General features: G+C 51.3%; 17 protein-coding genes and 1 tRNA gene. 12 read left to right on the top strand and 6 right to left on the bottom strand.

The genetic code is table 11. The features are described from left to right. The first annotated feature begins 106 nt into the window (after positions 1–106). Positions 107–1,366, top strand: coding sequence for a 6-phosphofructokinase (locus INT19_RS06570; protein WP_089038466.1), 1,260 nt, complete (start codon positions 107–109; stop codon positions 1,364–1,366). Between the two features lie 91 nt (positions 1,367–1,457). On the opposite strand, the gene INT19_RS06565 is transcribed toward INT19_RS06570, so the two are convergent. After that, a complete protein-coding gene (locus tag INT19_RS06565; RefSeq protein WP_038484747.1) occupies positions 1,458–3,173 on the bottom strand; it encodes a bifunctional protein-serine/threonine kinase/phosphatase in 1,716 nt (571 codons plus the stop codon). Between the two features lie 257 nt (positions 3,174–3,430). Here INT19_RS06565 and ppa point away from each other — a divergent pair, with 257 nt between their 5' ends. From ppa to purH, 8 genes are all read left to right on the top strand, one after another. Then, positions 3,431–3,961, top strand: coding sequence for an inorganic diphosphatase (ppa, locus tag INT19_RS06560; RefSeq protein WP_009724723.1), 531 nt, complete (start codon positions 3,431–3,433; stop codon positions 3,959–3,961). Between the two features lie 217 nt (positions 3,962–4,178). Then, a complete protein-coding gene (dsbD, locus tag INT19_RS06555) occupies positions 4,179–6,059 on the top strand; it encodes a protein-disulfide reductase DsbD (RefSeq protein ID WP_193060180.1) in 1,881 nt (626 codons plus the stop codon). Positions 6,060–6,355: 296 nt separating this feature from the next. After that, a complete protein-coding gene (accB, locus tag INT19_RS06550; RefSeq protein WP_089038468.1) occupies positions 6,356–6,820 on the top strand; it encodes an acetyl-CoA carboxylase biotin carboxyl carrier protein in 465 nt (154 codons plus the stop codon). A 30-nt stretch (positions 6,821–6,850) separates the two neighbouring features. Then, entirely contained in the window at positions 6,851–8,191 is a 1,341-nt protein-coding gene (gene accC / locus INT19_RS06545; protein WP_125748228.1) for an acetyl-CoA carboxylase biotin carboxylase subunit, read from the top strand. 108 nt (positions 8,192–8,299) lie between these two features. Next, the gene (gene prmA, locus INT19_RS06540; RefSeq protein ID WP_125748230.1) at positions 8,300–9,211 is read left to right on the top strand and encodes a 50S ribosomal protein L11 methyltransferase; all 912 of its coding nucleotides are present in this window, start codon (positions 8,300–8,302) and stop codon (positions 9,209–9,211) included. A gap of 99 nt (positions 9,212–9,310) precedes the next feature. After that, positions 9,311–10,351: a tRNA dihydrouridine synthase DusB gene (gene dusB, locus INT19_RS06535; RefSeq protein ID WP_146943574.1), complete on the top strand. Its 1,041-nt coding sequence runs from the start codon at positions 9,311–9,313 to the stop codon at positions 10,349–10,351. Beyond that, the gene (gene fis, locus INT19_RS06530) at positions 10,348–10,671 is read left to right on the top strand and encodes a DNA-binding transcriptional regulator Fis (protein ID WP_125748236.1); all 324 of its coding nucleotides are present in this window, start codon (positions 10,348–10,350) and stop codon (positions 10,669–10,671) included. The genes dusB and fis overlap by 4 nt, the downstream gene beginning before the upstream one ends. A 60-nt stretch (positions 10,672–10,731) precedes the next feature. Further along, positions 10,732–12,312 carry a bifunctional phosphoribosylaminoimidazolecarboxamide formyltransferase/IMP cyclohydrolase gene (purH, locus tag INT19_RS06525; protein ID WP_193060179.1) on the top strand — a complete coding sequence of 527 codons (1,581 nt, stop codon included), beginning with the start codon at positions 10,732–10,734 and terminating at the stop codon, positions 12,310–12,312. A 113-nt stretch (positions 12,313–12,425) separates the two neighbouring features. Here purH and INT19_RS06520 read toward each other — a convergent pair whose 3' ends face one another. Together INT19_RS06520 and folE are read right to left on the bottom strand one after the other, a co-directional pair. Beyond that, positions 12,426–13,883 carry an NAD-dependent succinate-semialdehyde dehydrogenase gene (locus tag INT19_RS06520; protein ID WP_193060178.1) on the bottom strand — a complete coding sequence of 486 codons (1,458 nt, stop codon included), beginning with the start codon at positions 13,881–13,883 and terminating at the stop codon, positions 12,426–12,428. A gap of 119 nt (positions 13,884–14,002) precedes the next feature. Continuing rightward, positions 14,003–14,554: a GTP cyclohydrolase I FolE gene (gene folE, locus INT19_RS06515; RefSeq protein WP_125748245.1), complete on the bottom strand. Its 552-nt coding sequence runs from the start codon at positions 14,552–14,554 to the stop codon at positions 14,003–14,005. Between the two features lie 297 nt (positions 14,555–14,851). On the opposite strand from folE, the gene INT19_RS06510 reads away from it, so the two are divergent. After that, complete coding sequence (locus INT19_RS06510) at positions 14,852–15,445, top strand: hypothetical protein (protein ID WP_193060177.1); 594 nt, start codon at positions 14,852–14,854, stop codon at positions 15,443–15,445. 56 nt (positions 15,446–15,501) lie between these two features. On the opposite strand, the gene INT19_RS06505 is transcribed toward INT19_RS06510, so the two are convergent. Together INT19_RS06505 and INT19_RS19400 are read right to left on the bottom strand one after the other, a co-directional pair. After that, on the bottom strand, positions 15,502–16,476 hold the full coding sequence (locus tag INT19_RS06505) for a serine/threonine protein kinase (protein ID WP_193060176.1): 975 nt from the start codon (positions 16,474–16,476) through the stop codon (positions 15,502–15,504). Positions 16,477–16,510: 34 nt separating this feature from the next. Next, positions 16,511–16,885 carry a ComF family protein gene (locus INT19_RS19400; RefSeq protein WP_226912781.1) on the bottom strand — a complete coding sequence of 125 codons (375 nt, stop codon included), beginning with the start codon at positions 16,883–16,885 and terminating at the stop codon, positions 16,511–16,513. Positions 16,886–17,316: 431 nt separating this feature from the next. On the opposite strand from INT19_RS19400, the gene INT19_RS06495 reads away from it, so the two are divergent. Both INT19_RS06495 and INT19_RS06490 read left to right on the top strand, forming a co-directional pair. After that, positions 17,317–17,401 (top strand) — tRNA-Leu (locus tag INT19_RS06495). Positions 17,402–17,559: 158 nt separating this feature from the next. Next, positions 17,560–18,588: a hypothetical protein gene (locus INT19_RS06490; RefSeq protein WP_193060174.1), complete on the top strand. Its 1,029-nt coding sequence runs from the start codon at positions 17,560–17,562 to the stop codon at positions 18,586–18,588. 115 nt (positions 18,589–18,703) lie between these two features. Here INT19_RS06490 and INT19_RS06485 read toward each other — a convergent pair whose 3' ends face one another. Continuing rightward, positions 18,704–19,465, bottom strand: coding sequence for an SDR family oxidoreductase (locus tag INT19_RS06485; RefSeq protein WP_038484790.1), 762 nt, complete (start codon positions 19,463–19,465; stop codon positions 18,704–18,706). Between the last annotated feature and the right edge of the window lie 66 nt (positions 19,466–19,531).

Below are 19,531 nucleotides of genomic sequence, written 5' to 3'. Positions count from 1 at the left end.
AGTGCGCGCTGCTTAATGCACGATTATGAAAACAAGCAAAGGGGCGTCATTACCCCTTGCTTGAATACTGTTTTAACTACCCGTTTTCAGGAGATGAGACGTTTCCATGGCCCAGCATAATGCCTTTTACGCCCAGTCCGGTGGCGTTACCGCCGTCATCAATGCCAGCGCCTGCGGCGTTATCGAAGCTTGCAGACAAGCGCCCGACCAGATTGGCAAGGTATATGCCGGTCATAACGGCATTATCGGTGCCTTAACGGAAGACCTCATCGATGTGACTCAAGAGAGCGATGAATCGATTGCTGCCTTACGCCATACGCCTGGCGGTGCCTTTGGTTCCTGCCGCTACAAGCTGAAAGATATTGATACCCACCGTGCTCAATACGAACGCTTAATCGAAGTTTTCAAAGCCCACGATATTCGCTACTTCTTCTACAATGGCGGCGGTGATAGCGCAGACACCTGCCTTAAAGTGTCCCAACTGTCTGAAAAACTCGGCTACCCGCTAACCGCGATTCATGTGCCGAAAACCGTTGATAACGATCTGCCTATTACCGACAACAGCCCCGGGTTTGGTAGCGTTGCCAAATATATTGCCACCTCTACCCGTGAAGCATCGCTGGATATCGCGTCTATGTGCGCCACATCCACTAAGGTATTCGTCCTTGAAGTGATGGGTCGCCATGCTGGCTGGATTGCAGCAGCGGGCGGCTTAGCAGGAGAAGGCGAAGGCGAGCCGCCTCACCTAATTATCTTTCCTGAAGTATCGTTTGACCGTAAAGCGGTCATGGCGCGCGTTGAAGAGTGCGTTCAGAAGTACGGTTATTGCGTCATCGTTGTCTCTGAAGGCGCACGCTACGAAGATGGCACTTTCCTTGCCGATGCGGGCAATACCGATGCCTTTGGTCACCGCCAGTTAGGCGGCGTAGCACCAACGCTGGCTGGAATGGTGAAGCAAGACCTGGGTTACAAGTACCACTGGGCAGTTGCTGATTATTTACAGCGCGCGGCGCGCCACTTGGCCTCTAAAACCGACGTTGAACAAGCCTATGCAGTGGGCCGCGAGGCGGTAACATTAGCACTTGCAGGCAAAAATGCCATGATGCCCGCCATACGCCGTATTTCACAGGATCCCTATCAGTGGGATGTTATCTCGGCGCCACTGTCCCAAGTGGCTAACCAAGAAAAATTCATGCCACGGGATTTTATTAGCGAAAACGGTTTTGCGATTACCCCCGCTTGCCGAGCGTATCTCTCTCCGCTCATCCAGGGCGAGGATTTCCCTCCGTTTGAAAACGGTCTGCCTAAAGTAGCTAAGCTAAAGCTCGCAAAAGTGGAACAGAAACTGCCTAAGTTCACGCTGTAAATAGTTAGCGTGTTATAAAAACGGGGCGATGAAAGCATTCATCGCCCCGTTTTTTATGGTTAGCGTTTATTAAGTGAGCAACGTTACGCTTTTAGCGCAATAACCAGGAAAGCACCAATAAGAGCAGCAGAATACCCGCCACCCCCTGCCAAAAACGCCGTGACTCTTGGCGAGGCTCCTCACGGCTGGGCACGCGCCCCAACGGGACTCTTAAGGCATGCAGAAATTCGGAGAGCCGTCTAAAACGTAGTGCACGCTGAGGATCTAGAGCCCGACGTAACGCATCATCAAGCTCAGTCGATATTTCTGGATTGGTTGTTCGGGCACTACGGTAGCTGAGCTCTTCAAGATCGGTGTGGCTGCGCAGTCGATTAGGCGTCAACGTATAGGGCAATGCCCCTGTCAGCAACCAATAGACCGTTGATGCCAATGAATACTGGTCACTGCGCCGACCTACGCTATCACCTAGTGCGTACTCAGGGGCCGTGTGTTCATTAAAACCAATTTGGCGGAGTAGCTCGCCCGAGTGGCGATGGCCATCCACCTCGCGCATGTGGCAGGCACTGAAATCTGCTAACACGAGTTTGCCGTGGGGGTCGATCAGCACATTATCAGGGGTAATTTGCTGATGAATGATATCGCGATGATGCAACGCTTGAACCGCTTTACCCAGTTGATTGGCGATATCCAGACGCTGCACCAAACTCGCTTGTGGGTGCCTTTCTGCCCACTGGCGGAGCGTTTCACCTTCAACGTGCTGCATTAAGTAATAAAGGTAACGGCGTGGTCGTGACGACTGCATTACTTTAACGACAAAGGGCGAATTTACACGCTCTACCACCCATTGCTGCAGTAAAAAATGTTCCAGATAAGCGTTACGCAAAGAGAGTTCTGGGCTGGGTGCTTTCATCACCATTTCACGCTCTGAATGCACATCACGGACGCGATAAACTCTTGATTGCGCATTACGTGACAGCACCGACAGCACCTCAAGCCCATCAAACCGCTCTCCTGGCGTCAGCTCGGGGGGAATAGGCAGGTCACCATAAATAAGCCCTGGGTGATCTTCAGACTCTTCCGGCAGCTCATCGATACGCAGCAGTTGGAAGCAAAATTGATCACCTCCATACCCCCTATCTTGGGCACGCTGCTTTGCTTCGCTCGCTAGGCACTCACAGGCGGCGTCTAGATCACTGGCATTTTGGCGGATCAGACGAACGTAATCAGATGGCATTAAGGTGCCACGGACGCCCTGAGTAGTAAAAACAAAAAAGTCGCCCTGTTTAAGCGGTAGATGGGTATAGTCGATATCGACGCTTCCATCCATCCCCAAAGCACGTGAGGGGTAACGATAGCCGCCAATATCGGTCACATGGTCGCGGGTTAGCTGCTCGAACTCAGCGCCTCGCAATCGAAAAACTAACGTATCCCCCATATGAAATAGGTGCGCTTCACGCTCGCGAAAGACCATCGCGGATAGCGAAGATACGAAACTTCCTTCTTTAACATGCTTGCTTTGGCTGTAGCACCACCCATTGAGAGCACGAAGCACCCGGGTTGCCGACGTTTTCGTGTCCCAGTGGTCAGGCGTCGAGTAATAGTCAGCCAAAAAACCGCGAACACTTAAATCACCTGCCTGTTTAGCCAAGGTGTTACGAGAAATCGAGTCACTAATAACTGCGCAACCCCCTTTTACTTTCAACAGCTGCGCATCAGGCAACCGCACCGACATAGAGCTACGGTGTAGACGCCGATCAGGGGCCACAAAGGCTTGGCCATAACTAATTAGTAACTGGGCGTGCGCCAACTCATCCTCCTAGGCTTTAGGCTCTTCATGGGAACCACACAGCGGTTATGATACACGCTGATCAAGGGAAGCGATGCCCGCCAAACGTCGTGATGGCGAAAAACGACGCTTATTTTTGGATTCATCGTCATTGTTAGCGGCACACACCTATGTCGCATTGGTAATCCACTAGCCAACTTCGTATAATTCTCCGCCATTAATGCAATGCATCAACTGCTTAGCCTTCGCACTACATAAGCCAAGCCAAGGAATAAACGATGAACTTCGATAACATCCCCGCTGGAAAGGATCTGCCCAACGATATTTACGTGGCGATTGAAATTCCCGCTAATCACGCGCCGATTAAGTATGAAATCGATAAAGATATGGGTGCCCTGCTGGTTGACCGCTTCATGGCAACCCCCATGTTCTATCCGGCTAACTACGGCTTTATTCCCCACACCCTGGCCGATGATGGCGACCCGCTGGATGCCTTGGTAGTTACCCCCCACCCCGTGGCTCCGGGTAGCATCATTCGCGCTCGCCCTGTTGGCATTTTGAATATGACCGACGAAGCAGGCGAAGATGCAAAATTGGTCTGCGTCCCGCACCCCAAGCTGAGCACTCTGTATGATGATGTTCAAGAAGTGACTGATCTTCCTGAACTGCTACGTCAGCAAATCGCTCACTTTTTCGAGAACTATAAAGACCTCGAAAAAGGTAAGTGGGTGAAAGTAGAGTCTTGGGAAGGTGTTGAAGCGGCACGCAAAGCGATTGAAAAATCAGTCGCGGCTTACCAAAAAGCTTAACCTATCGGGTTGAGCGATAACGCCAGACCGCGCTTCCTCTTAAAGGCTGCCCATGTGGCAGCCTTTTCTATTATCTGCCGTTTAATTCCGAGACCTGAGATTCAACATTAACGGAGTATGAAGAAGCGCGTCACGTCACCGCAGCATCTACGCTGACATCACAAGGTAGGATATGCTATTTCAAAATTTCCCTGATACGTCTGCGTAAGGATACTTCGTGTTGTCTTTTAAGCGTTTAAGTCTGTTACTGTTACTCTGCTGGCTTCCCCTGCTAGCCCATGCTCAGTGGTTTTCCTCTTCCAGTAATCAAAGCGATTTTTTACCTGTCCTAGAAGCCTTTCAGCCTACCGCTTGGCATGACGGCAGCGCCATTTATATTGGTATCGATATTGCGGACGACTATTATTTATATCGCCACCAATTTAGCGTTAGCAGCACAACGGACGCTGTATCCCTTGATGAGCCGCTACTTCCGCAAGGAACATTCACAACTGATGAATTCATGGGCGATGTGTATGTTTTTCGTGACATATTAGTCTTTGAAACGCCATTTTCCCCGCCCTATAGCGGCCCGATCGATATTGAACTGACGTTCCAAGGCTGTGCCGACGCAGGCCTTTGCTACCCGCCGGAAACCGTATCGCTTGACGCCTCAGAGTCATCTCCCCCCACGGCCTTTGCTGACTGGGACGCTGCAGATCAAGCACTGCCAGGCGCTGAAGGCAGCGACGACCAGCAAATTAGTCAAACCGCGGGCACCAATAGCAGCGCTGAATTCTCAGCCCCACAAAGCGAAGATAGCCGCTTTAGCGCATTGCTCAACAGCGCCAGCCTCCCTCTTGCCTTAGGGTTATTTTTTATCGCCGGACTGGGCCTTACTTTCACGCCCTGCGTCCTACCGATGGTGCCTATTTTGTCTTCCATTATCGTAGGACAAAAACCAACTCGGCCCCGAGCGTTTGTACTCTCAGCCAGCTATGTTTTGGGCATGGCGTCCACCTACGCGTTAGTCGGTGTGCTAATGGGCCTGTTTGGCGCGGGCTTAAACCTTCAGGCCCACCTGCAATCAGCGCCGGTGCTAGTTACCTTTGCTGTTCTATTTACGCTATTTGCCTTAGCCATGTTCGGGGCGTTTAACTTAAGAGTTTCACCGCGGCTGGCCGCTAAAATTGACGGTTGGCAAGCACGTGCACAGCAAAGCGGCCCTGCAGGCCTAGCCCTGGCAGGCGCACTATCGGTATTAGTGGTTTCCCCCTGTGTAACAGCCCCACTTGCCGGTGCGTTGGTGTTTATTTCCTCGACCGGAAATGCTGCCATGGGCGGAGCTGTTTTATTTGCACTGGGCCTAGGCATGGGCGTGCCACTGCTATTAGTGGGCACCTTTGGGGCAACGCTGCTACCGCGCTCAGGCGCTTGGATGAACGGCGTTAAAATTGCTTTCGGATTGCTGTTACTGGGCGTTGCCATTTGGATGGTTGAGCGATTAGTGCCGCCTTCGCTGGCGCTTTTGCTCTGGGCAGCGCTGGCCATAGGTAGCGCACTCATGTTGGGCGCCTTAAATATGAATCAGCCACAAGGCTGGCCTAAAGCACGACAAACAATAGGACTGATGTTACTGGCATGGGGCATTGCTCTTGTCATTGGCGCAGCCCAAGGCGGCAGCAACCCATTGCGCCCCTTAACGGTATCCAGCGCCTCAACGGACAGCGGCACGCCGCAAGCAACGCTTGCTTTTCAGCAAGTTGATGAACTGAGTGCACTTGAAACCGCACTCTCTGAAGCCGCGAGTGCCCAACAGCCTGCCTTTGTTAATTTCACTGCTGACTGGTGTATCTCCTGCAAGCTAATGGAGCGCGATGTTTTTCCAGACCCCAATGTGGTCGCTGCATTGAACGATTTTCGCCTGATTGAGGTCGATGTCACCAATACGGATGCGCAAAGTCGGGAACTGCTAAACCGCTTTAACTTATTTGGCCCACCAAGTCTGCTTTTTTTTAGCCAGGGCGAAGAAGTGCGAGATGCACGCATTCAAGGTGAAATAACGGCTACCCAGCTGGTACAGCACCTGGAAGCGTTACGGCGCTGGCAACAAGGCTGAGCTGAAGCCTATGACCACCTTGTGTCGCGAACGTCGTCAAACGGTTGTTTAAATAACCAGCAACGAGCTTATGTCGGCCTTCACTAGACATGCCCGTACTTTTTCGGCAAACTTCGCAGCCATATCAGCTAAAATCTTCATGTTTTAGGACTTAGCACCGGGTAACGTTCAAGATCGTGCAGCGTTCTGTTCATTTTCAAACAAGGTTTACTGCGCTGTGACAGCGCTCAATGCAGCTGGCGATACGATACTCAACTGCATTGCGATTAACTTTCATCACTTTTGGGGCAACAGGTATGGATATTCGTAAAGTTAAAAAACTGATTGAACTCCTCGAAGAATCAAACATTAGCGAAATCGAAATTCAGGAAGGCGAAGAGTCCGTCCGCATCAGCCGCCATCCGAATGGTGCAACGTGGCAGCCTCAGCCGATGCCACAGTACGCTCAAATGCCGCCTATGCAGCAGGCGCCAGCTCAACCCAGCGCTCCGGCTGCTGAGGCAGAGCCCCAAGGCGTAAGCTATCAAGGTGAAGCGGTTAACTCACCCATGGTTGGCACGTTCTACCGTAGCCCAGCACCCGGCGCCAAATCGTTTGTGGAAGTTGGCGATACGGTTAAGCAAGGCGATACGGTATGTATCGTTGAAGCAATGAAAATGATGAATCAAATTGAAGCCGATCGCGACGGCGTCGTCGAGGCCATCCTAGTGGAAGACGGAGAGCCGGTGGAATTCGATCAACCTATGATCGTCATCGCTTAATCTTTCACAACAACACGGGTGGATTCTCCCATGCTGGACAAGGTACTTATCGCAAACCGCGGCGAGATTGCCCTTCGTATTCTCCGGGCCTGTAAAGAGCTAGGCATTAAAACCGTTGCGGTTCACTCCAAAGCTGACCGTGAATTGATGCATGTTCGCTTGGCCGACGAAGCGGTATGCATCGGCCCCGCCTCCTCAGCGCAGTCGTACTTGAATATTCCTGCATTAATAAGCGCTGCTGAAGTGACGGATTCAAGCGCCATTCATCCTGGCTATGGCTTTCTCTCGGAAAACGCCAACTTTGCTGAGCAGGTTGAGCGCTCTGGCTTTACCTTTATTGGCCCGCGCGCGGAAACTATCCGCCTAATGGGTGATAAAGTTAGCGCCATTGAAGCAATGAAGGCCGCAGGTGTTCCTACCGTGCCTGGCTCAGACGGCCCGCTAGGTGATGATGATGCTACCAACCTAGCCACAGCACGCCGCATTGGCTATCCGGTAATTATCAAAGCGGCTGCCGGCGGTGGTGGCCGCGGTATGCGGGTGGTACACACCGAAGGCCATCTGCTTTCAGCCATTACTGTCACCCGCACTGAGGCGCACTCGGCATTTGGCGATGGCACGGTTTACATGGAAAAATTCCTTGAGAAACCCCGCCATGTTGAAGTTCAGGTGCTGGCTGACGGGCAAGGCAATGCTATCCACCTTTATGATCGCGACTGCTCTTTACAGCGTCGCCACCAAAAGGTTCTGGAAGAAGCGCCTGCTCCTGGCATCAACCCGGAAGCGCGTGCAAAGGTGCTCGAAGCATGTCGCCAAGCGTGTCTCGAAATTAACTATCGTGGCGCGGGCACCTTCGAGTTCCTATACGAAGACGGTGATTTCTTCTTTATTGAAATGAATACCCGTGTACAGGTAGAGCACCCTGTCACCGAGATGGTCACAGGCGTAGATATCGTTAAGGAACAGTTGCGCATTGCCTCCGGCCTGCCACTTTCGATTCGCCAAGAAGACGTAAAGATCAATGGCCATGCCTTTGAGTGCAGGATTAATGCAGAAGACTCGCGTACGTTTATGCCCTCCCCAGGCAAAGTCACTCTGTTCCATGCCCCCGGTGGCCTTGGCGTGCGTATGGACTCTCATCTGTACACTGGCTACACCGTACCGCCTCATTATGATTCACTGATTGGCAAGCTAATCACCTGGGGAGCTGATCGCGAGATTGCCCTAACGCGTATGCGCAACGCCCTAGATGAGCTACTGGTTGAGGGGATCAAGACCAATATTGACCTGCAAAAAGATTTGGTGAGAGATAGTTATTTCCGCCAAGGCGGCGTCAATATTCACTATCTTGAAAAGAAACTCAGTAGCTAATATCTGCAAAAGCGATATAGATAGCTGATAATGCTCAACGGGGTGGCCATAGCCACCCCGTTATTGTTTTACCTTTGCGTGAATGCACGTACGCAGTGGAGATTACTGATGCCCTGGCTCCAACTCAAAGCCCATGTTGCTCCAGAACAAGCCGAACTACTCGAAGATCTGCTGTTAGAAGAAGGCGCAACGGCCATTGGCCTACAAGACGCCCACGATGATCCCGTCTTCGAACCTGAGCGAGGCACTACCCCGCTTTGGCAAGATACAATTCTGACCGGCCTATATGACGACTTAGGTGGCGTTGAAGCCATGCTTGAGCGTATTCAGGCCGCTTGGTCTGAGCAAGTCCCCGGCGAACCCTGCCCAACGATTGAGTATGAACTATTAGCCGACAGAGACTGGGAAAGAGAGTGGATGGATGACTTTACGCCGTTGCGAATGGGCCAACGGCTATGGATTGTGCCGAGCTGGCATGAGCCACCAGAAGCCAATGCTGTCAATCTCATTCTTGACCCAGGCCTTGCATTTGGCACTGGCACCCATCCCACGACAGCGCTTTGCCTGGAGTGGTTGGATAGCCTAGCAGTTAGTGGCGAACTGGAAGATAAAACCGTTCTGGATGTGGGCTGCGGCTCCGGCATTCTTGCCATTGCCGCACTAAAGCTCGGTGCTATCCATGCGGACGCCACTGATATAGATCCACAGGCACTTCAGGCAAGCCGAGACAATGCGGCGCGCAATCAGATTAGCGACGCACAATTGTCGCTTTACTATCCAGAACAACTGAACGACGGCCACTACCCCGTCGTCACGGCTAATATTCTAGCGGGACCATTAGTTGAGTTAGCCCCAATGATTGCAGGTCATGTCGCGCCCGGCGGACAAATAGCACTGTCTGGCATTTTAGCTAACCAAGCGGATGAGGTCTTGCAAGCCTACGAAGCCCAGGGCTTGACAATGGAAGAGCCCACAATTCGCGAAGGGTGGGTTCGCCTATCAGGCCACCGCGCTGTTTAATCTAGCCAACGGCCTTCACCCCATCGCCGAGTAGGCGTATCATACGCCCCCTTGAAACGCCTACTCGGCGATTATTATCTGTATCAACAGCGCAGCACAATGACCACACAAAACTTTCAGCCACCAATGATAGGGCCTTACCAGTTACCCAACCAAGTTATCTTGGCGCCGATGGCTGGCGTTACCGACCGCCCGTTTCGCCAACTTTGTAGGCGTTTAGGTGCGGGATGGGTGGTCGGCGAAATGGTGACAGCTGACCCTTCTCTTTGGCATACCCGAAAGTCCAAGCTACGTATGGATCACCAAGGCGAGCCTGACCCACGGGTTGTACAAATTGCCGGGGGGGATGCTGAAATGCTGGCCAATGCTGCGCGCCTTAACGCCGAACTAGGCGCCCAGGTGATTGATATCAACATGGGATGCCCGGCTAAAAAGGTCTGCAATAAGGCGGCTGGCTCTGCCTTAATGCGTGATGAAGCGCTTGTAGCCGAGATTCTGGACGCCGTTGTTAAGGCTGTTGATATTCCAGTTACCTTAAAAATCCGCACAGGCTGGTCTGCTGAAGCTAACAATGGCCTACGCATTGCTAAACTCGCGGAATCCGCAGGCATCCAAGCCTTAGCAGTACATGGACGTCATCGAGAGCAGCGCTATACTGGATGGGCTGAGTACGACACTATCGCTGAAATTAAGTCGCACCTGACGATACCGGTAATCGCCAATGGGGATATTACCAGCCCTCAAAAGGCCAAAGAGGTCTTGTCATATACAGGTGCAGATGCAGTAATGATTGGCCGCGGAGCGCAAGGTAACCCATGGATATTCGAGCAGATTACCCACTACCTTGCCCATGGTGAGCTGCTAACACCCGCGACTCTTGATGAGCGCCGCGACGTTCTCAATGAACACTTACAAGCTCTGCACACGTTTTACGGCGATACAATGGGTGTTCGTATAGCACGCAAACACCTTGGTTGGTACTTGAATGAAGACCCGCGCTTCAACGACAAACAGTATTATCTGCTGAAGCAGCAATTTAATGCGCTTGCCACCCCAGCATCGCAACTTGATTGGATTAATGATGCCATGACGCAAGACGCTGCAGAGCGTCTGCTAGCTAAAGGAAGCCATGCTGCATGACTGAACGCGACCTGCTTTCGAACGAGCTCTCTCACCGTCTTACAGGCACTCTGGCAGACCCTGCCGCGAGCGCACCGCCTCAACCACTTAGAGAAGCGGTTGAAACGGCGATACGTCGTTACTTCGAGCATCTCGATGGCAGCCAGGCAACTGATCTCTACGCGATGGTGATGGCCGAAGTAGAAGCGCCACTACTTAGCTGCGTAATGGAACATACTGAAGGCAACCAAACCCGCGCCGCGGATGTATTGGGCTTAAACCGTGGCACATTGCGCAAAAAACTTAAGCTCTATGGATTGATTGAAGGTGACGCCCCATAAGGGGCGTTGTTGTTTGTAATTTTCGATGTTAACTCCTTGACTCTGCACACGAGCACTCTAATGGCTGATAGTACTGCTACCCCCGTCCGTCGCGCCCTTTTGAGCGTATCCGATAAAACCGGCATTGTTGAATTCGCCCGCGGCTTAAGCCAGCACGGCGTAGAACTTCTGTCGACTGGCGGGACCTTCCGACTGCTTCAGGAAAACTCAGTTCCTGTTAAAGAAGTCTCTGAGCACACGGGTTTTCCTGAAATCATGGATGGCCGTGTAAAAACACTGCACCCCAAAATCCATGGTGGAATTCTGGCACGCCGCGGTCAGGATGATGCAGTGATGGCAGAAAACGACATTGCCCCCATCGACATGGTGGTTGTTAATCTTTACCCATTTGCCGCCACTGTCGCCAACCCAGACTGCACACTGGAAGACGCCATCGAAAATATCGATATCGGCGGACCGACCATGGTGCGTGCATGCGCCAAAAATCACGCCTTTACCACCATCGTGGTAAATGCTGATGACTATGCTCGGGTACTGGGAGAGCTGGCTGCGCAAGACGGTCAAGTGAGCGCCGCCACCCGCTTTGACCTGGCCGTGAAAGCATTTGAGCACACCGCCGGTTATGATGGCGCCATTGCCAATTACCTAGGCCGTAAAGTGACTAGCGAAAACGCAACGTTTGCTCGCACTTTCAACCTGCAATTAGACAAAAAGCAGGACATGCGATACGGCGAAAACCCGCATCAGCAAGCTGCTTTTTACGTGGATCCCCAAGCAAGCGAACCGAGCGTCGCCACTGCAAAAACTCTGCAAGGTAAGCCACTCTCCTTCAATAACGTGGCCGACACAGATGCAGCATTTGAGTGCGTTAAAGCGTTTGATGAAACGGCTTGTGTCATCGTCAAACATGCCAACCCTTGCGGTGTAGCCATTGGCGCTACTGCACTTGAAGCATATGACAAAGCCTTCGCTACCGATCCGACCAGCGCTTTTGGTGGCATTATTGCGTTTAACGTGGCACTAGATGCCGAAACCGCTCGGGCAATTATTGATCGCCAGTTTGTTGAAGTTATTATCGCACCCGGCGTGAGTGATGAGGCAGTTGCTATCGTGGCAGAGAAGCAGAATGTACGCCTGCTTGATGTCAGCGCCCACTGGCCTGGCGAAACACAGCCTGCGTTTGACTTTAAACGTGTTAACGGCGGACTGTTGGTACAAGAGCGCGACCAGGGCATGGTAACCCGCGAAGAGCTGACCGTGGTTAGCGAACGCGTTCCAACGGAACAAGAACTTCGCGACCTGGGTTTTGCTTGGCGAGTCGCTAAATTCGTTAAATCGAATGCGATTGTATACGCCAAAGAGGGTCAAACAGTGGGTGTTGGCGCAGGCCAAATGAGCCGCGTTTACTCAGCGAAAATTGCGGGCATTAAAGCGGCGGATGAAGGTCTTTCAGTGCCCGGCTCGGTAATGGCGTCAGATGCATTCTTCCCTTTCCGCGATGGTATTGACGCCGCCGCAGCCGCTGGCATTACTGCCGTTATTCAGCCCGGCGGCTCCATGCGTGACCAGGAAGTCATTGATGCCGCTAACGAAGCGGGCATTGCCATGGTATTTACTGGCATGCGCCACTTCCGTCATTAATCGCCTCGTCTTGCCATAAAAACAGGCCCCCAACGGATTTTCCGATGGGGGCCTGTTTGCTGATAGCGCTGCTTATTTATAGCACTATTTATTTATAGAACTTGCGCCTGCGCTTAACCTAGATCAATACACAGATATTTTGTCTCAAGGAACTCTTCCAAGCCTTGATGCCCGCCTTCACGCCCAAGACCGGACGCTTTTACGCCACCAAAAGGCGCGGCTGCATTAGAAATAAGGCCGGTGTTAATTCCCACCATGCCATACTCAAGTGCATCGGCGACGCGCCAAACGCGACCCAGATCTTGTGAGTAGAAATAGGAGGCTAAACCATACTCGGTGTCATTAGCCATCTCGATAGCAGTTTCCTCTTCATCGAAGGGAAAAACTGCCGCCAGCGGGCCAAAGGTTTCTTCGTGAGCCACCTTCATCTTATCTGTTGCAAAGCTAATCAGCGTCGGCGTAAAGAAGTTTCCACCGAGTGGGTGCGGGTGACCACCTAGCAGCAGCTCAGCGCCATTATCGACCGCATCCTGCACATGCTCACTGACCTTTTTGACCGCCTCACCGTCGATCAACGGGCCAATGTTAATATTGGGCTCGGTGCCATTACCTACGTACAGCTCACTATTCATAGCAACCGCCAACTTCTCACAGAAGGCGTTAATAACGCTGGACTGCACCAAAAACCGGTTAGTGCATACGCATGTTTGACCAGCATTACGAAACTTCGCTGCCATGGCACCTTCTACAGCGGCATCAAGGTCTGCATCTTCAAACACGATAAAGGGCGCATTACCGCCCAGCTCAAGGGATATTTTTTGCACGTGCTCAGCCGCCTGAGCCATGAGCTTGCGGCCAACTTCCGTAGAACCCGTAAAGGTAATTTTGCGCACTTTGGGTGATTGAGTAAGTGCACTGGCAATATCCGCAGCGCTGCCAGGCACTACATTAAACACGCCACGGGGAATGCCTGCTCTTTCTGCCAACATGGCCAGAGCCGTTGCAGAAAATGGCGTTTGGCTTGCAGGCTTAACGACAATCGTACAGCCCGCGGCTAACGCGGCGCCTGCTTTACGCGTGATCATAGCAGCCGGAAAATTCCAGGGAGTAATAGCCCCCACAACACCGACAGGCTGTTTTGTCACCACAATACGCTGGTTCGCTTTAGCGGCGGGAATAGTCTCGCCATAAACACGGCGCGCTTCTTCAGCAAACCAACGTAAAAAGCTAGCGGCGTAGGCAATTTCGCCCTCTGCCTCTTTTACTGGCTTGCCTTGCTCGTAGGTCATGAGCAAGGCGAGATCATGTTTATGCTCCAGCATAAGATCATGCCACTTCAGCAGCAGATCAGCTCGTTCTTGAGCTGTCAGCGCACGCCAAGCGGGTAACGCGGCATCCGCTGCATCGATAGCGCGCTCTGTCTCAGCTTTACCTAGTCGAGGCATGTCGCCCACGGACTCACCGGTTGCAGGGTTTAAGACATTAATTTGCTCACCGCTGTCGGCGGCCACCCAGCTACCATCGATATAGGCAAACGGGCAATACAGCTGTGTTTCTTTCAGCGCTTCCATGACAGACTCCTGACCAAATATTGGCCTCACGGGCTCATTGACCTGTTCATGCTAAGACGAAACCACGTGTTTAACCAAATCTTTACAATGAAATCTGCCAAAGATTCTTAGCCAGTATTTCAACTGATTAACGTTAAGAATTCCTGCCGCGTGGCTTGATTGCTGCGAAAACTCCCCAGCATCACAGAAGATGTCATACTTGAATTTTGCTTTTCCACACCGCGCATCATCATGCAAAGATGGCGTGCCTCAATCACCACAGCGACACCTCTTGATTGGGTAACTTGCTGCACTGCCTCGGCAATTTCACGCGTCAAGTTTTCTTGGATTTGCATACGCCTAGCGTACATATCAACAATACGGGCAAACTTCGAAAGCCCGAGTACTTTTCCGCTAGGCAGATAAGCGATATGACATTTGCCAATAAAGGGTAGCAAGTGGTGCTCACACATGGAGTACAGCTCAATGTCTTTTACAAGGACCATTTCATCTGTTTGCGACTCAAATACCGCGCCATTAACAATCTCCTCAAGTGATTGCTGATAGCCAGCAGTTAAGAACTGCATTGCTTTTGCGGCTCTTTTGGGTGTATCGCGCAGCCCTTCACGGTCAGGGTTTTCACCGATTGCGGTGATAATGTGGCGGTAGTGTTGAGCAATGTCGTCGGTCATTTGAAGCCTCATCAAAACTGTACGTGCTAGCCATTGAAAAATATCTGCTCTACTAGAGCGTTTACTCAACGGCGAAATATTGCTATCGATCAATAGCTGAGAGCCGTGCGCCAATCATGTACAAAAAATATACGCGAAACAACTTTTGCACAATAAGAAACACCACACCCGGTTATTTTAACGCATCTAACCCTGCTGTGGCAGAGTGCCGCGCACCCCCCTTTGAGACTATTTAAGCTGTGCTATCATGGATCGAACTAGCCAGCTTAATTCGTAGCGCTCATCTGAGATTTCCTTATGTCATTCAAACCTGCACCATTTTTCTTAACTGCTCTATTGGGAACTGCATTGGCAACCCCCTTGTTAGCCGCTGAACAGACATTAACACTACCTAAAGGTGCTAGTGTCGGTGTCGAGGTGATCGAAGAGTTTGCTTTTAGCGACAGCCAATCGCGTTATGAAGCTATCTTACTTCATCCCACCCAAGCTGGCAGCGCCTCGCATCAGTTGCCCGAATACTGCGTTTTAGTCGCCAATGCACAGTTCACTAATGGGCGCATTCGTATTACAACTCAAGACGCAACCTGCATTGAAACACACGATGCTGAAAGCGCTATTTTCACAGGGTCATTTAGTGCCGGTGCGTATGCAGAAGACGGTCAGTACGGTCTTGCCTGTGATGAGTCGCCTTGCACCTTATCGCCAGGCCAAGCATTCGTGGTAACACTGGATGAAAATATCGATATCAACGCTCAAGATAACCCTTCAGCGGAAATTAATGCTGCTCGGCGAGAGGCTGATGGAGAAGGCGTAGCCAACCCCATCCCATCAGATCGGCCTGACCCGGATGCAAGCGCTGAAAACCCACGCTCCGTCAATCAACCTGAATAAAACCACGTCACTCATCGTCAATGGAGGCGATGCTTAATTAACTCCCGCTGCAATTGTTATGCTAGCCAAATAGGCTTTTCAAGCTGTAACAACTGCTGCTCCAGCTGGCGGATGTGCTGATCCCAATAACCGCTCTCCGCCAGCCATGGAAACGCACGAGGAAACGCTGGATCATCCCAGCGAGAAATAAGCCACGCGGTGTATCGGATAAGACGATAAGCCCGCAACGGCTCGATCAGTGACAGCTGGTGTTGCGGAAATGTTTGCTCCTCTTCATAGCCTTCAACAATTTCACTTAGCTGTGCTCGCCAGCCAGATGGATCATCAACGGGTAACAGCATCCATACATCTTGGATAGCGGGCGCCATAAGGCAATCGTCAAAATCCACCAAGGTAAATGATTCATCTCTTCCTAAAACATTGCCCAGATGACAATCACCATGCGTTCGAATCATTTGATCGCTGGCGATGGGGTGCTTTTCAAGATGACGAAGAATTTTCTGTACAACGTTGTGATAAGCGCGCTGCTGATGCTTGCTTAGCCTTTTACTCTCGATAACACGGGCCTCAGCATCATCAATATCGCCCTGCCACTCTAATGTTGGACGGTACTGAAACGCCTTTCGTGATGACACTGCATGTAACCGCCCTAACGCATTACCTAATGCAAAAAGATGCGACGGATTGTCTAGCTCAGGCGCTTGACCACTGCACTGCGGGTAAAGCGTGAAGCGAAATTGCTGGTAAGTATGGAGTGATTGGCCATGCTGATCCCGCCATGGCGCAACAACGGGCACATTTGCAGCAGCCAACTCCTGAAGAAAATCATGCTCTTCCTGAATGATCTCATCTGCCCAACGACCAGGACGATAGAATTTCACAACCCAGCGCTCACCGTCATCGTCACGAAACATCAGCACTCGATTTTCATAGCTATTAAGTGCAAACGGCTCGCCAGCCGGCCAAATCCCAACAGACTCCGCAGCAGACATAACAGTGTCCGGAGAAAGCGTACTAAACGGGTGTGGCATATACCGCTCCTGTGCAAATTAAGCCTGCATTCTATCAATTATGCACCAGAGGTGTTCGAGCAACTGCCCAAATATCGACACGTTTAGCCCCCGCACGAAGCGCTTCTTCAGCAAGTGCTTGGCAGGTCGCGCCAGTAGTAACAACGTCGTCAATGATGGTGAGATGTGATGGCAGTGGACCATTAATATGAAAGGCACCTACTAAATTTTTTGCTCGCTCTTTTCTGCTTAACGTCCTTTGAGAAGGCAGCTGTTGACGACATTCAGCCGTTAACACGGGCAGTTTGACCCGCTTGCCTAGTTGATCAGCCAACCAGCGAGACTGATTAAAACCACGCTGCCGCGCCCGGGCGCTATGCATCGGTACAGGCAAGAGACCTTCTCCCATACAGCTGGGTGATTTACTCATCATCAGCTCTACCAGCAACATGCCGGCACGGGGCGACGCATTAAATTTAAAATCATGAACTAACGCTCTTATAGGCTCTTCAAATAAAAGCTCCACCGTCGCGGAGGTAAACGCTGGAGGGTTCTCTCTGCAGTGGCCACAAAAAGATTGAACGGATGCAACGCTTCCAACAGCCAAAGGCTCTTTACACTGCCAGCAGCCATTGGCATTCCACGGCAACTGTGCAAAGCACTCCTGGCACCAACCGCCACTGGTTTGCCCGGGAGAAAGACAAAACGCGCAGTAGCCTGGCAGTCCCTTTTTGGCCCAAGTGCTTGCACAATGTACTAACCGCGTTAGGAGCATACTTTCCTCAGACTGATTTAATTAACAATTTTAGTGACACACCGTTGACATTAATACGAATGCTGTTAATATACGTCTCGTCTTCAGCGGATGTGGTGGAATTGGTAGACACGCTAGATTTAGGTTCTAGTGCCGTAAGGTGTGGGAGTTCGAGTCTCCCCATCCGCACCAATTTAAAGGTTCTTACCTTCGAAAAATTCGGTAGCTTCATGCTAACCGAATTTTTTTGTTTTACGATCCTGCATAAACCGATTAGCTGACCTCAGTCTGTTTTTGAGTTAGGTTAGCAGCTAACAACTAACAACCTTATCGCTTCCAGGATCTCTTCGATGAAACCAGTGCTCGCTGTCTTTCTCCTTGGCGTATTTTGCGCACTGTCGCCAGACACCTATTCTGCTGAAACCTATTCTGCCGAAACCTATACTACTGAGGAAGATAGCGACAGCGACCTACCCGAGTGGGCTGAAGCGCGCGTGGAGCCATTTCGAGCAAGCATTGGCAACTGGGTAGACAACACATCAAGAAACATTGACTCTTTTTTTGGTGGTGATCAATCCGCTTCTGCTGATAACAGATCTTACCTCCGCCTTGGCCAGGAAATAGACTGGATGGAAGGCGAAGGCACTAACGGTGATATTAGTGTGCGTTATCGCATCGATCTTCCTACGACAGAAGACCGCCTGCGCTTAATCATTGAAAGCGATCCAGAAGAATCACAAGGCACACTGGCTGAACAAGGCTCTGGGCGGCTCTATAACGACCAACGCGATCGCAGAACATCAACATTCGGCCTTGATTGGTTAGAAAGTAGAGACAAACGTGAGAACTGGAGCAACCGCTTTGGCGCTGGCGTCCGGCTTCGTCTGCCTCTTGATCCCTATGTCCGCTTTACCAGCGAGCGCCTGTGGGACTTAAAGGATAGCCCCTGGCAGCTAGAATCATTTAATCGACTATCCTGGTTTAACAACTCAGGTTATTCAGCACGCACCGAGTGGGATCTTGGCCGGCCATTATCCACCAATCGCCACCTGCGATTTATCACCAACGTGCAATGGCGTGAGGAAGAGGACACGCTTGAGTACAGCGAGGTAGTGCAGCTAAACCAGCGCTTAAACAGCCGTAGCGCACTTCGCTACTCAGCTATCGCCATTGGTGAAAGCCTGTCTAGCCCACGAATGACAAACTACTACCTGCAAACCCGCTACCGCAGAGATATCCATAAAGGAATACTGTTTGCAGATGTCATTCCAGAATTGCATTTTCAGCGAGAAGTTAGCTACGACCCGCGCTGGGCGATGACATTACGGGTAGAAATGTATTTCCAACGCGAGCTCCAGCGCGATCACTTCCACTTCTAGCAATCAGTGCCCCACCGCGAACGCACGATAGGCCATTGGCAGTTCTGCCAATGGCCTATTAGTTAGTTGTCACCGTTAGTAGCAATACTAATAGCAACAGCTGATTTTTAGTGATTTAAAGCCGCAACCCACCGTCGCACTCGATAATTCGCGCCGTGAAGTAGTCATTTTCAAAAATGAAGGCGACGCTTTTCGCGATGTCATCAGGATTACCCAGCCGCTTAAGAGGCACACTGGAGGAGATTCTTTCCAACATATCGGGGCGCATGGAAGCTGTCATGTCGGTTTCAACAAACCCTGGTGCTACGGTTCCAGTACGAATGCCGTAACGGGCAAGCTCTTTGCCCCAGGTAACTGTCAACGCATGAACACCTGCTTTAGCAGCAGCGTAATTACTTTGCCCCATATTTCCGGCTCGAGAAATACTTGAAATATTGACAATAACGCCCTGGTGCCCAGCTTCTACCATTTGCGTTGCCGCTTCCCGGCCGCACAGAAAAACGCCGGTTAAATTGACATCAAGCACCTTCTGCCAAGCAGATAGCGACATACGTTTTTCAACTACCCCTTCTTTTGCTTTGATAAGTAAGCCATCGTCAGTGATCCCTGCATTATTAATACAACCGCCTACCGGTCCCATGCGGGCCGCAATGTCAGCAAATGCCTGCTGCACTGACTGCTCATCAGCCACATTGGTCACAAAGGCGTGTGCTTGAATATCTTGAGACGCTAACGCTGATACCGCCTCATCCAATGCTGCTGCACTCATATCCAAAAGCGCCAAACGAGCACCTTGCTTGCCTAGCCGCTCCGCCATAGCAAAGCCCAGACCGCGGGCTCCCCCGGTAATCGCGATCACTTTATTTGTCAGGTTCATCTGATTCTCCTTAGGCCGATACTTATAAAGACTGATACTTTAAATTGCTTGCTAAGCGCTACCTAT

Origin of the sequence: Halomonas sp. 3A7M (assembly GCF_014897875.1) — a bacterium.
Lineage (GTDB): Bacteria > Pseudomonadota > Gammaproteobacteria > Pseudomonadales > Halomonadaceae > Vreelandella.
Note: the sequence above shows the minus strand (reverse complement) of the source record. Positions and strands in the feature narration are given on the sequence as shown.